The organism is Hansschlegelia zhihuaiae, from assembly GCF_004103825.1.
Taxonomy (GTDB): domain Bacteria; phylum Pseudomonadota; class Alphaproteobacteria; order Rhizobiales; family Methylopilaceae; genus Methylopila; species Methylopila zhihuaiae.
This window is the reverse complement of the sequence record NZ_RYFI01000017.1, coordinates 17,657-30,111: the sequence shown is the minus strand read 5'-3', so window position 1 is coordinate 30,111 and position 12,455 is coordinate 17,657. Positions and strand designations below refer to the sequence as shown.

12 protein-coding genes are annotated in these 12,455 nt (G+C 68.8%); 5 read left to right on the top strand and 7 right to left on the bottom strand.

The genetic code is table 11. The features are described 5' to 3' along the window. Positions 1 to 6 precede the first annotated feature (6 nt). The 4 genes from rpsU to EK403_RS16560 form a co-directional block, all read right to left on the bottom strand. Complete coding sequence (rpsU, locus tag EK403_RS16575; RefSeq protein WP_128778587.1) at positions 7 to 255, bottom strand: 30S ribosomal protein S21; 249 nt, start codon at positions 253 to 255, stop codon at positions 7 to 9. Between the two features lie 11 nt (positions 256 to 266). Then, positions 267 to 533, bottom strand: a complete 267-nt coding sequence (locus EK403_RS16570) for a hypothetical protein (protein WP_128778586.1) — start codon at positions 531 to 533, stop codon at positions 267 to 269. Between the two features lie 141 nt (positions 534 to 674). Beyond that, positions 675 to 884 (bottom strand): cold-shock protein, encoded by a 210-nt coding sequence (locus tag EK403_RS16565; RefSeq protein WP_128778585.1) that lies wholly within the window; start codon positions 882 to 884, stop codon positions 675 to 677. 389 nt (positions 885 to 1,273) lie between these two features. Then, the gene (locus tag EK403_RS16560; RefSeq protein ID WP_128778584.1) at positions 1,274 to 1,531 is read right to left on the bottom strand and encodes a hypothetical protein; all 258 of its coding nucleotides are present in this window, start codon (positions 1,529 to 1,531) and stop codon (positions 1,274 to 1,276) included. A gap of 239 nt (positions 1,532 to 1,770) precedes the next feature. Between EK403_RS16560 and EK403_RS16555 the strand changes: the two genes are divergently transcribed. The 3 genes from EK403_RS16555 to EK403_RS16545 all read left to right on the top strand — a co-directional run bounded on the left by EK403_RS16555 (position 1,771) and on the right by EK403_RS16545 (position 5,035). Further along, on the top strand, positions 1,771 to 2,487 hold the full coding sequence (locus tag EK403_RS16555) for a response regulator (protein ID WP_128778583.1): 717 nt from the start codon (positions 1,771 to 1,773) through the stop codon (positions 2,485 to 2,487). After that, a complete protein-coding gene (locus EK403_RS16550) occupies positions 2,484 to 3,986 on the top strand; it encodes a sensor histidine kinase (protein WP_245479749.1) in 1,503 nt (500 codons plus the stop codon). The genes EK403_RS16555 and EK403_RS16550 overlap by 4 nt, the downstream gene beginning before the upstream one ends. A gap of 77 nt (positions 3,987 to 4,063) precedes the next feature. Beyond that, entirely contained in the window at positions 4,064 to 5,035 is a 972-nt protein-coding gene (locus tag EK403_RS16545; RefSeq protein WP_128778582.1) for an aldo/keto reductase, read from the top strand. 239 nt (positions 5,036 to 5,274) lie between these two features. On the opposite strand, the gene EK403_RS16540 is transcribed toward EK403_RS16545, so the two are convergent. The 3 genes from EK403_RS16540 to EK403_RS16530 are packed head-to-tail and all read right to left on the bottom strand — an operon-like array spanning position 5,275 to position 8,438. After that, positions 5,275 to 6,258, bottom strand: coding sequence for a tripartite tricarboxylate transporter substrate binding protein (locus EK403_RS16540; protein ID WP_164919643.1), 984 nt, complete (start codon positions 6,256 to 6,258; stop codon positions 5,275 to 5,277). A 46-nt stretch (positions 6,259 to 6,304) separates the two neighbouring features. Continuing rightward, complete coding sequence (locus tag EK403_RS16535; RefSeq protein WP_128778580.1) at positions 6,305 to 7,669, bottom strand: FAD-dependent oxidoreductase; 1,365 nt, start codon at positions 7,667 to 7,669, stop codon at positions 6,305 to 6,307. 31 nt (positions 7,670 to 7,700) lie between these two features. Continuing rightward, a complete protein-coding gene (locus tag EK403_RS16530) occupies positions 7,701 to 8,438 on the bottom strand; it encodes a GntR family transcriptional regulator (protein WP_164919642.1) in 738 nt (245 codons plus the stop codon). Between the two features lie 194 nt (positions 8,439 to 8,632). Between EK403_RS16530 and EK403_RS16525 the strand changes: the two genes are divergently transcribed. Next, positions 8,633 to 9,571: a glutaminase gene (locus tag EK403_RS16525; RefSeq protein ID WP_128778578.1), complete on the top strand. Its 939-nt coding sequence runs from the start codon at positions 8,633 to 8,635 to the stop codon at positions 9,569 to 9,571. Between the two features lie 116 nt (positions 9,572 to 9,687). After that, positions 9,688 to 12,387 carry a calcium-binding protein gene (locus EK403_RS16520; RefSeq protein ID WP_128778577.1) on the top strand — a complete coding sequence of 900 codons (2,700 nt, stop codon included), beginning with the start codon at positions 9,688 to 9,690 and terminating at the stop codon, positions 12,385 to 12,387. Positions 12,388 to 12,455: the final 68 nt, after the last annotated feature.

The following is a 12,455-nucleotide window of genomic DNA, read 5'->3' as shown; positions in this document are numbered from 1 at the left end:
CGCCCCTCAGCGGCGTGGCGCGCCGGCCCGGACCTTGGGCTTCGGCATCGGCAGCAGACCTTCGCGCTGGGCGGCCTTGCGCGCCGCCTTGCGGGCGCGGCGGATCGCCTGCGCCTTCTCGCGGTTGCGGCGCTCGGACGGCTTCTCATAGGCCTTGCGGTCGCGCATCTCGCGGAACACGCCCTCGCGCTGCATCTTGCGCTTCAGGGCCTTGAGCGCCTGATCGATATTGTTGTCTCTGACGACGACGAGCAAAAAAATCTCCTTCAGACCGAGACGCGCGCCTTGCGCGCCTTCTTCTGCGCCTTGGGCGCTTCGGCGACCTTCTTGGCCGCCGCCGCGGGCGCGGGGTTCTCGGCCTCTTCCTGTTGTTCCTTGGCGAGCCGCAGCGCGCGGAGCCGCGCGGTCTTGGCGTCCCGCTCCGAGGTCTCGCGCGCGATGATCTCGCGGGCCGCGCGTGTCGTGGCGTCGCCCTTGGCCTCAGGGCCATGCTTCGGGGCCTTGAACACGCCGTCTAGAGAACTCTTCTGCATCGGGACCTCCTCGAGGACCGGAAAAGAAAAAGGGCCGGGATCGACCCGGCCCCCCAGCTTGATCGGCGAAGAAACGGCTTCGGCCCTCGGGCGCGTCCGTCATGGACTCAATCGCCGGCGGCGACGCCGCTCCGGACCGGATCACTCGGCCTGAAGGTTCTCGGCCGCGCTCTTGCCCGAGCGCTTGTCCTGAACGACTTCGAAGCTGACCTTCTGGCCCTCGACGAGGGTATGAAGGCCAGAGCGCTCGACCGCCGAGATATGGACGAACACGTCTCCGCCGCCCGTCTCCGGCGCGATGAATCCGTAACCCTTCTGAACGTTGAAGAACTTGACGACGCCTGTCGGCATGACGATGACCTTTCGATCGATACAAGATTACGTGGGGCTGCGACGCGCAGAGCCACGCGGTTTTCATCGATTTTGAGAGGACATTCGTCGCGACGCCGAGGCGTTCGAGAAAGATCAACGAGCAAGATCGACGCCTGTGATTTAGGCCCCCAGCGCCCGTTTGGCAAGGCGCGAGGCGAAGACGGCCTTCGGCCGCGGAAGGCGGGGAGCTCGTGGCCGCTCCGAAAAGGCCCTCGTCGATGGCGTAAAAGCGGACGGCCGCCGACAGGGCGTGTCGGCGGCCGTCGCGGCGCACGGAGGGATCGGGCGCCGCTCGGATGCGGGTGGGGACTGGGGGCCGCATCCGGACTGGTGGACGCGTCCGGCGGACGCGCTATTTCTGAAGGCGGTCAGCCCTCGTTGTCGTTGCCGGTCCAGCTGCGGAACACCGCGCCCGTGTTGGCGGGCGAAGGCGGCGAGGCCTCGAAGCTCATTTCGCGCTGGAGGGACACCGGAGCCGGGACGTGGGCCCGGTCGCGATAGGGAATGCGCTCGCCCTGGGCGGTCGGGGCGACGCCGCCGCCGGCGAGGTCGCTGACGGTGCTGGCGGCATTGGCCGCGGTGGTCGCGATGATCAGGGCGCTTGCCGCATACAGGATCGTCTTCATGGCCATCTCCTTGTGACTGCGACTTCGAGATCGGTCCCGAAGTCGAGACGCCGAGGCGCCTCTTGGATGGCCGTGGTTCTAGAGGCCGCTTGTCGCAGAATTCTGTCAGACGAGGGGCCGAATAGTCGCGATTTGTATCGGTTCGCGGCCTTGGGACACTTTGATACACTTTTGTTCTGCGAGGCCGGCGCGATCACGTTATCTTATTGCTGGAACAGATCGGACTTGCCGCAACGCCCATGGACTCGCAGCCGCACATCGCCGTCGTAGACGATCATCGCGACATCCGCGACCTCGTCTCGAAATATCTGGCCCAGCACGGCTACCGCGTGAGCCAGGCCGAAAGCGCGGCCGCGTTCCGCAAGTTGATGGAGCGCAATGGCATCGACCTCGTGGTGCTCGACGTCATGATGCCGGGCGAGGACGGGCTGTCGCTCTGCCGCGAGCTGCGTTCGACCTCGGAGCTGCCGGTCATCATGCTCACCGCCATGGCCGAAGACACCGACCGCATCGTCGGGCTCGAGATCGGCGCCGACGATTATCTGACGAAGCCGTTCAATCCGCGGGAGCTGCTCGCCCGCATCAAATCGGTGCTCCGCCGCGTGCAGAGCCTGCCGCCGCAGCGCGCGACGCCGAAGGCCCGCGAGATCCGGTTCGACCGGTGGCTGCTCAATGTCGGCCGCCGCGAGCTGGTCGACGACGGCGGCCTCGCGGTGCCGCTCTCGACCGCCGAGTTCCGGCTGCTCTCGGCGTTTCTCGACCATGCGGGGCTGGTGCTCAGCCGCGACCAGCTGCTCGACCTCACGGTCGGCCGCGCCGCCGACCCGTTCGACCGCTCGATCGACAACCAGGTCAGCAGGCTCCGCAAGAAGATCGAGGCCGATCCGAAAACGCCCGCCTTGATCAAGACCCATTGGGGCGGCGGCTACAGCTTCTCGGCGGAGGTCTTCGGATGATCCGGCGCCTGTGGTTCAGAAGCCTGACGGTCCAATTCATCGTGCTGATGCTGCTCGCGCTCGCCGTCTCGCAGGGCGTCGGCGGGCTGGTCGCGTGGCGCGAACGCGCCTCCATGCTCCAGAACCAGATCAAGTCGGAGTTCCTGGGCCGCGCCGCCTCGGTGGCGCAGCTGCTCGAGACGACGCCGCCCCAGATGCAGGACGAGGTCCTGCGCGCGAGCGCGACGAACTATTCCCGGTTCTGGGTCACGCCGTCGGCGCCCGAGGACGTCGCCGGCTGGCGGCGCGAGGCCTTCGGCCAGCTGACCCTGCCGCTGCCGAGCTTCGCGGCGCTCGGCAGCGCCGAAACGCCGCCGCCCGCGCCTCCCGGCGACGCGCTGGCGGGCGCGGCCCAGGCCTCGGCCGCTTCGCATTGGAGCGAGCTGCCGGCGACCGCATGGCCGCTCGACCGGCCGGCGCGCTTCCTCCAGCTCGACGACGCCTTCGGCATGGGTCTCGCGGTCCGGCTGAAGGACGGCAGCTGGCTCAACACCGCGTTCGCCAAGCCGGCCGCAACCGCGTTGTGGACCACGCCGGCGGCCGTGACCCTTGGGTTGATGGCGCTTCTGCTGACGGCGATCGCCGCCTTCCTGATACGCGGCATCACCCGGCCGATGCGCCAGATGGCGGACGCCGCGGAGGCGCTCGGCCGCGGCGAGCATGTGACGCTTGCGGAATGCGGGCCCGACGACGTCCGGCAGACCGCCGAAGCCTTCAACCGCATGCAGGAGAGGCTGCAGCGCTTCGTCGAGGACCGCACGCGGATGCTCGCGGCGATCGGACACGACCTCAGGACGCCGATCACCTCGCTGAGGCTCCGCGCCGAATTCGTCTCCGACGAGGAGACACGGGAGAAGATGCTCGTCACCCTCGACGAGCTCCGCACCATGACCGAGGCGAGCCTCGCCTTCGCCCGCGAGGAGGCGGTCGCGGAGGAGACCAGGGCGGTCGATCTCACGGCGCTGGTCGAAAGCCTCTGCGACGACCTTCGCGAGATCGGCCAGGATGTCGTGTTCGCCGAGGGCGAACGCGCGTGCGCCCGCTGCCGTCCCGACGCGCTGCGCCGCGCAGTCCGCAATCTGATCGAGAACGCCGTCCGCTATGGCGGCCGCGCGCGGGTTTCGGTGACCGAGAGCGCGCAGACGATCGAGATCAGGGTGGAGGACGACGGCCCCGGCATCCCGGCCGAGGCCATCGAACAGGTGTTCGCGCCGTTCTACCGGCTGGAAAGCTCGCGCAACCGCGAGACCGGCGGCGTGGGGCTCGGCCTCGCGATCGCCCGCACCATCGCGCGCCGTCACGGCGGCGACGTGACGCTCGCGAACCTCCCGGACGGGCTCGCGGCCTGCGTCAGCCTGCCCGCGCCGCCGCTCGCGGCCGGGACGCGGACGCCGAAGGCGCGCGCACGGCTCCGGGCCGCCAAGCCCGCGGTCGCAGCGCCCCTCTCTCCGGGCGCCTGAACTGAACCCTCGACATTTCCTCTCCCGGACGCCGTCTGCCTTCTGAACGGCGCCCGCAACGCTTCGGAGCGATGCGCATGGACTACGTCAAATTCGGCTCGACCGGCCTCGATGTCTCGCGGCTCTGCCTCGGCTGCATGACGTTCGGCGAATCCCAGCGGGGAACCCACGCCTGGACGCTCGACGAGGAGACGTCGCGGCCGCTGATCCGCCAGGCGATCGAGGCCGGGATCAACTTCCTCGACACCGCCAACATCTATTCGCTGGGCTCGTCGGAGGAGATCGTCGGCCGCGCGATCAAGGAGTTCGGGAAGCGCGACGAGATCGTGCTCGCCACCAAGGTCTGCCAGCGCATGCGGCCCGGACCGAACGGCGGCGGGCTGTCGCGCAAGGCGATCCTGCAGGAGCTCGACGCCAGCCTGAAGCGGCTCGGAACCGACTATGTGGACCTCTACCAGATCCACCGCTTCGACTACGGCACGCCGATCGAGGAGACGCTGGAAGCGCTGAACGACTGCGTGCGGGCCGGCAAGGTCCGCTACATCGGCGCGTCCTCGATGTCGGCCTGGCGCTTCGCCAAGGCGATCTATGTCAGCCGCGCCAATGGCTGGGCCGAGTTCGTCTCGATGCAGAACCACCTCAACCTGATCTACCGCGAGGAGGAGCGCGAGATGCTGCCGCTCTGCGCCGAGGAAGGCGTCGCGGTGATCCCGTGGAGCCCGCTCGCGCGCGGCCGCCTGACCCGCGACTGGGACGAGGGCAGCGCACGCCAGGACACGGACGAGTTCGGCAAGACCCTTTACGTCGAGTCCGACCGCAAGGTCGCGGAGGCGGTGGCCGAGATCGCGAAGGCGAGGGGGGTCCCGCGCGCGCAGGTCGCGCTCGCCTGGGTAGCGCAGAAGGAGGAGGTGACGGCGCCCATCATCGGCGCGTCGAAGCCGAACCACATCACGGACGCCCTTGCGGCCATCGAGCTCGACCTGACCGCCGAGGAGATCGCGAAGCTCGAGGCGCCCTACGAGCCGCACGGCGTCGCGGGCTTCTCCTGAGCTCAGGCTTCTCCGCGCGTCGTCAAGGCCGTAGCGCCGGGACCCATTTCGCCGACGGCGCCAGGATTCGGTACGCGCGGCGATAATGGATTCCGGGACAAGCCCGGAACGACGTCGCATTGGTTCCTCCAGGTTGACCCTGGCGACCGCATGCCGTTCTAAGGGTGTGCGACGTTGAGGCCCGAAGAGCCGCCGCCGACCGGGCGAAGGCGCGGCGGCGGCTCCCGGCGGTTGGGGCGTCAGTCGACCTGAATGTTTCGTTCGCGGGCGACTGCGTCCCAGCGCTCATAGTCGGCGTCGAGCATGGCCTGGAAGTCGGCGGCGGGTTTGGCGGCCACCACCGCCCCGTCGCCGACGAACAGCTTGGTGACGTCGGGGCTCTTCACCGCGTCGGCCGAGACGGCGGCGACCTTCTGGATCACCGCGTCCGGCGTGCCGGCCGGCGCCATCAGCCCGAACCATGCGCTGACGTCGAAATCCGGATATCCGCTCTCGCCCATGGTCGGCACGTCGGGCAGCGCCTTGGAGCGCTCCTTCGACGAGACCGCAAGCGGCTTGAGCTTGCCCGCGCGAACCTGGTTGATCGAGGCCACGATGTTGTCGAACATCATGTCGACGCGGCCGGCCGTGAGGTCGAGCTGCGCGGGCGCGCTGCCGCGATAGGGCACGTGCACGATGTCGACGCCGGCCATCACCTTGAGCAGCTCGCTCGCCATCTGGTGCGAGGTGCCGACTCCCGAGGAGGCGAAGGAGATCTTGCCGGGCTCGGCCTTGGCGAGCGCGACCAGCTCCTTCACGGAGTTCGCCTTGACGGACGGGTGCACCACGAGCAGCAGCGGCATCGTGGTCAGCAGGATCGCGGGCGAAAAGTCCTTCTTCGCGTCGAAGGGCAGCTTCCGGTAGGTCACGGCCGTGATGGTGTGGGCCGCGGTCGCCATCAGCAGCGTCTGGCCGTCGGGCTTCGCCTTGGCCACGACGTCGGTGCCGATCGTGCCGCCGGCGCCCGGCCGGTTGTCGATGATGACCGGCTGGCGGATCGCCTCGCTCATATGCGCGCCCATCGCACGCGACAGGATGTCGGAGGCGCTGCCGGGCGGAAACGGCACGGTGATCTGGACCGGGCCGTTCGGCCAGGCGTCGGCCGCGGCCCATGAGGTCCTGGCCAGCGCCGGGGCGGCCAGCGCGCCGGCCCCGAGCGAAAGGAACGTCCTGCGTCTCATCATTTCCATCCTCCCACCGATGTTCTGTTCTTGATTGGTGTTGGCAGGTTCACGCCGTGCGGCGACGGGCCTCGGAAGCCGGCTCGCCCAGATAGGCGCCGTCCGCCTTCAGCCGGCTCTGGAGCTCGGCGACGTCGAGCTGCGCGACCGGCGCGTTGCCCCTGCTGGCGAGCGCCGCCGCGGTCCCGGCCGCCTGGCCGGTGACGATGCAGGGCGCCATGTTGCGGGTCGCGCCATGGGCGAAATGGGTCGCGGACAGGCAGCGGCCGGCCACGATCATGTTGTCGACGCCCTGCGGCAGCAGCGAGCGGTAGGGCACGTCGAAGGCGCCGTCGTCGCCGATGTCGACGAAATAGGCCTGGCCGGTGTCCGGGTGGTGGATGTCCACGGGGAAGCAGATCTGCCCGACCGTGTCGTCGAACTTCCGCCCCTCCAGCACGTCCTCCTTGGTCAGTTCGTAGCGGCCGAGGATGTTGCGGGACTCGCGCACGCCGGCCACGACCTGCGGCGCGAAATAGCCGCGCTCGAAGCCGGGGACGTGGCGGACCAGGAATTCGCCGGCGCGCACGCATTGGCGCGTCAGGTCCTGGAAGGCGCGCGACATCGCGATCGGATCGGTGCCGTCGACGCCGAACACCGCGGAGGTGTTGACGTTCACCCGGTCGGGCCAGACCGTGTTGAAGAACACCTTGTGGTCGCGGTTCGGGAAGATCTGCTCCTCCTCGATCACGTCGTTCCACTGGCTGAACGTGCCGTTGAAATAGACCGGGATCGGCTCGGACTCGCCGGGCTTGTCGGCCATCGCCGGCCCGACCTCGCCAAGCGTCTTCGCGATCAGCCGCGTGTCGACGCGGTGGAAGTGCATCAGCATGGAGACCGGCTGCATCTTGCCGGTTCCTTCCTCGCCCTTGCGGGTCGGGCAGCCGGCGAGCGCAGCGATGTCGGCGTCTCCGCTGGTGTCGACGTAAGACGCGGCGACGATGCGGCGGAGCCCGCCCTTCATGGCGACGGTCAGCCCGTCGATCGCCGCGCCGTCGCGCTCGACGCCCACGACGCTCGCGCCGTAGATCACCTGGCATCCGGCCTCGGCCAGCATCTCGCTCGCGAGGATGCGGAACCAGTCGCCGTCGACCGGCGTCACGGCGCTGACGAAGCCGTCATAGGGGATGTGGCCGACCGCGGCGCCGCGCTGCTTCAGACGGTCCACCATCTCCTGCGCGAGGCCGAACACGGTCTGGCGGCGGTCGCGCGTGAGGAAGCTGTGGAGGCAGAGGCCCGTGGTGGCGTTGCCGCCGACGAACGGACGCGGCTCCAGCACGACGGCCTTGGCGCCGGCCCGCGCCGCCGCGATCCCCGCCGCGACGCCGGTGACGCCTCCGCCCACCACCACGACGTCGTACCGCATCTCGTCCATTTCCGTGCTCCTCAAGAACTCTTGGCGCCGGTCAGAGCGCGGCGTCGTCGGCGTCCAGGCTGTCGAGATTGGCGATCAGCCGGGCGGCCTTGTCCGCGCCGGGCTCCGGCGGCTCGATCTGCAGGACGGCGTCGACGATGCGCCGCCCGGCGCGCGCGATATGGGCGCGCATCAGCGCTTCGGCGCGGGCGCCGTCGTGGCGCTCGAGATGCTCGATCAGCCGTCCGTGCTCGTCGTTCGACGCCTTGCGATGGCCGGGCGCGAACAGCGACAGCCGGCGGTAGGTCGCGACCAGCGGGTCGAGGTCGCGCAGCGCCTCGCCGGCGCGTCCGCTGCCGGCCGCGGCCGCGATCCCGGCGTGGAACTCGCCGTTGAGCGCGACGAGGTCCGGGATGTTCTCCCGGGAGGCCGCCTCGAGGCTGCGGGCATGGATGGCGCGGAGGGCTTCGATCTCGGCCGCCGTGATGCGCAGCGCCGCGGCCCGCACCAGCGCGCCCTCGATGGCCGCGCGCAAGAAGTAGACCTCGGCGACGTCCTCGCGCTTCGGCCGGAAGACCCGGAGGCCCCGCGGCGTGCTCTCCACCAGCCCCTGGCCCACGAGCCGGCGGACCGCCTCCCGCACGGGAGTCCGGCTGATCGCCAGCTCGTCTGCGAGCCGGACCTCGGAGATCGTCTCGCCGCCCCTGAGCCGGCCCTCGACGATCATGCCGCGGATCGTCTCATAGGCCTGTTCGTAGCGAGGCGTCACGGCCGCAGGAGCGTCGGTCATCATCTGCATCCTAACCTGCATACAGGTTTGCATGGTGATCTGCAAGGCGCGGAAACGCGCCGGAGCGCCGGGCCTGAGACGCGTCCCGGAACGAGGCCTGGTTCAGGCCAAGCCCGCGACCTTCTCGCCGTGGCGGCGGGGACGGAGTTCGGGCATGAGGTTCTGTGGCACCGAACTTGAAGACGCGCCTCCAGATGACCGCCTCGCCTGACCTCCAAACCGTCGTCGCCGAGATCGCCGACGAGATGGCCCGCCGCCCCGACCGCGGCGAGGTCGCGACCTACATCCCGGAGCTCGCGCGGGTCGATCCCGCGCGGTTCGGGATCGCGGTCGTGGCGGCGGACGGGACGGTCGCGATGGGCGGGGACGCCGACGTCGCGTTCTCGATCCAGAGCGTCTCGAAGGTCTTCACCCTGACGCTCGCGCTCGGCAAGATCGGCGACCGGCTGTGGCGGCGCGTCGGGCGCGAGCCCTCCGGCAGCCCGTTCAACTCGATCGTCCAGCTCGAACGCGAGCAGGGCGTGCCACGGAACCCGTTCATCAACGCCGGCGCGATCGCGGTCACCGACGCGATCCTGTCGGGCCACCAGCCACGCGAGGCGCTCGGCGAGATCCTGCGCTTCATGCGCTACCTCGCCGACGACGAGCAGATCGTGATCGACGAGGCGGTCGCGGCCTCCGAGAAGGGCGCCGGCTTCCGCAACGTCGCTCTCGCCAACTACATGAAGTCCTTCGGGGTGATCGAAAACCCTGTCGACTACGTGCTCGGCGTCTATTTCCACCATTGCGCCATCGCGATGTCGTGCCGCCAACTCGCCATGGCGGGCCGCTTCCTGACGCATGCCGGCCGGAACCCGTCGACCGGCCATCTGGTGGTGACGGCGGAGCGCGCGCGACGCATCAACGCCGTGATGCTGACCTGCGGCCACTATGACGGCTCGGGCGAGTTCGCCTATCGGGTCGGCCTGCCCGGCAAGAGCGGCGTCGGCGGCGGCATTCTGGCCGTCGCGCCGGGCCGGGCCTCGATCGCGGTCTGGTCCCCGGGGCTCGACGCCTCCGGCAACTCCCATCTCGGCCGCATCGCGCTCGAGACGCTGGCGAAGCGCATGGGCTGGTCGATCTTCGGGGCGTAAGGGCGCCGGCCGTGGCGGCTGCGCCACGCTGGCTGCAATTTATGCGCGCAATGCTCAATGCCGATGGGAATACCCCGCAAACGCCGCTAAGCGCGTGATCAACGGGGGAGAAATGCATGTCCAGGATCATCGGGGAAGCGCACGGCGACTATCTTTTCGGGGAGGACGGCGACGACGAAATCCTGGGCCGCGGCGGGGACGACGTGCTCTCGGGCGGGGCGGGGCGTGACCTCATCGAAGGCGGCGAGGGGAACGACGACATCTCTGGCGGGTCGGGCAAGGACACGATCTTCGGCGGCGAAGGCCACGACGAGATCGAGGCAGACCAGGGCGGTGACATCGTAGCTGGCGGTGCCGGCGACGATCTGATCCATGTGTGGGCGGCCGACGACGGAGGTTCGGACGTCGACAGCCTGGATGGCGGGGATGGCTTCGACTGGATAACGATCTATGCGGACTGGCGCGAAAGGCCGCTGAGCGTCGCGTTCGCGCTCGACGGCGAGGTGTTGGTCGATGGCGACGCAAGGGCGATCGCGGCCGGTTTCGAAGGCGCCAGGTTCAGGTCCGGGGGCGACGTCGGCCAACATGTGGCCGGCAGTTCCGGATTCGACATCTTCGAAACCGCCTATGGAAACGACACGCTCGCCGGCCGGGCCGGCGACGATCGAATCTCCTCGGGTTCCGGGCATGACCGGATCGATGGCGGCGCCGGGGCGGATCTCGTTGTCGTCGACGACGGCGGAGGAGACCGGATCGACCTCGGCGCAGGAGATGACGCGCTCGAACTGCGGTTCTATGGCGGCCATTTTTTTCCCGGCGGCCGATATGACGGCGGCGGCGGCTACGACACACTGGACGTCCGCGTCTATCTGGACCAGGGGCGCAGCCTGAGCTTCGACGGCTCGGTGATCCTCCTTGACGGCAAGGCGGTGGCTGAGGTCCGGAATTTCGAGGCGATCGACATCAACGGCCGCCGCATTCTCGGTCTTGCGGGCGATGACCGGATTGGCGAAACGGCGCGGGCCGACAGGCTGTTTGGCCGCGAAGGCGACGACGAGTTGCTTGCGGGCGCTGGTCGCGACACGCTGAGGGGCGGCGCCGGTGACGACGAGATTTATGTCGCCCTCGACCGAAGCCGCGACTTCCTCGATGGAGGCGAAGGCTTGGACACGCTGGAACTCGGTCAGAGTTCCGAGCCGCTCGTGATGACTGGCGACTTGCAGTCGGGCGTCACGATCAGCCTCGGCAGCGTCATCGCCGCGACGGCCGAACGCTTCGAAAAGCTGGTTGCGAGCGGCTGGGGCGGAGATGACAGCCTGCTCGGCGGAATGGCGGGAGACAGGGTGTCCGTCGGCGAGGGTCGCGACATCGTCCGGACCTTCGGCGGCGACGACCAGGTGTCTCTCACGCTCGATCAGGGACTTGACCGCGTCGATCTTGGCGCGGGAGCCGACATCGCGACTGTGAGCATACGCGACAGCGCGGACCTCGTTGTGTCCAAGACGGACGGCGTCGTTGTCATGACCCTCGATGGGCGCGGCGCGGCGCGCATCTCCGGCGCCGAGCGCTTCCTGATCTCGTCCGGCGACGGCGACGACCGGCTCCAAGGCGCGTTGGAGAGCGATGTGCTTTCCGCCGGAGCCGGGCGCAACGTCCTGAAGGGCTTCGGCGGCGACGACAGCCTCGCGGTCGATCTCGATGCGGCCCGCGACGACGTCTTCGGCGGCGCCGGCGACGACGTCCTTGCCGCCGGACCGACCCTCAGCTTCAGGGACGAGGCCGACGATGGGCTCGTCACGGAGGTGACGGGCGAAGGCGCGTTTCGCATTCTGCTCGGCGACCGCGTCCTGCTCGACGCCCGATCCGTCGAACGCGTCGAGCTGTCGGACGGCCGCGGCGCCGATCTGCTCATCGGCCAGTCCATGGCCGACGTTCTGCGGTCCGCCTACAACGCCGACACGCTGGTCGGCGGCGCCGGCGACGACACGCTGTTTGGAAGTGGAACCACCGCCCGCATGGATGGCGGCGAGGGCGTCGACACGGCGGAGCTTTCGAGCCTCGACTCATTTTTCGATTTCGAACTCGTCCTGAACTCGCAAGGAAGCGCCGATGTGGTCAGGCTCTTCAATGGCGACGAACTCGCCCGCCTTGTCGGCGTTGAGAACGTCATCGGCGGCGCTGGCGACGACAGCATCACCGGAGACGCCGGCGACAACCTGATCGATGGCGGCGGGGGCAGCGACACCCTCGATGGTGGCGAAGGGATCGACACGCTGAGCTTCGCCAGCAAAGACGGCAGCGGTGTGAAGGTCACGCTCGCAGGGGCTTCGGATTCGATCGTGGTCGAAGCCTTCGCCGACTTTACGTCGCCTCGGGATGTCGTCCGAAACTTCGAAAACGTCATCGGTTCGGGCGGGTTCGACACGATCAGCGGCGACGCCGGCGACAATCGGATAGACGGCGGCAATGGATACGATGTCCTCTCGGGCGGCCGCGGTGCCGACACCTTTGTCATCAAGAATGAAGGTGAGTATTTCGAGGGGCCTGAATACGATCGGATCACCGATTTTTCCTCCGGCGACGGCGACCGCCTCGACCTGACCGCGCTTTCCATCGACAGTGGTAACGCAACGCCAGGCGCGCTCGCATTCATAGGACGATCGGCGTTCTCGGGCGCGGCCGGCGAGATTCGGTACGAGCGGTCGAGCGAAGAGGTCATCATCAGCATCGACCTCGACGGCGATCGCGAGGTGGACCAAATGGTTGTGCTCGCCGGCCTCAGAGACCTCGCCGAGACTGACTTCATCTTCGGCTGAACGTCCTCGCGGGCGCTCCGGACAGGCTCGCGACAAGAATCTCTCGCGCAACCGACCGTCCGCTGGCC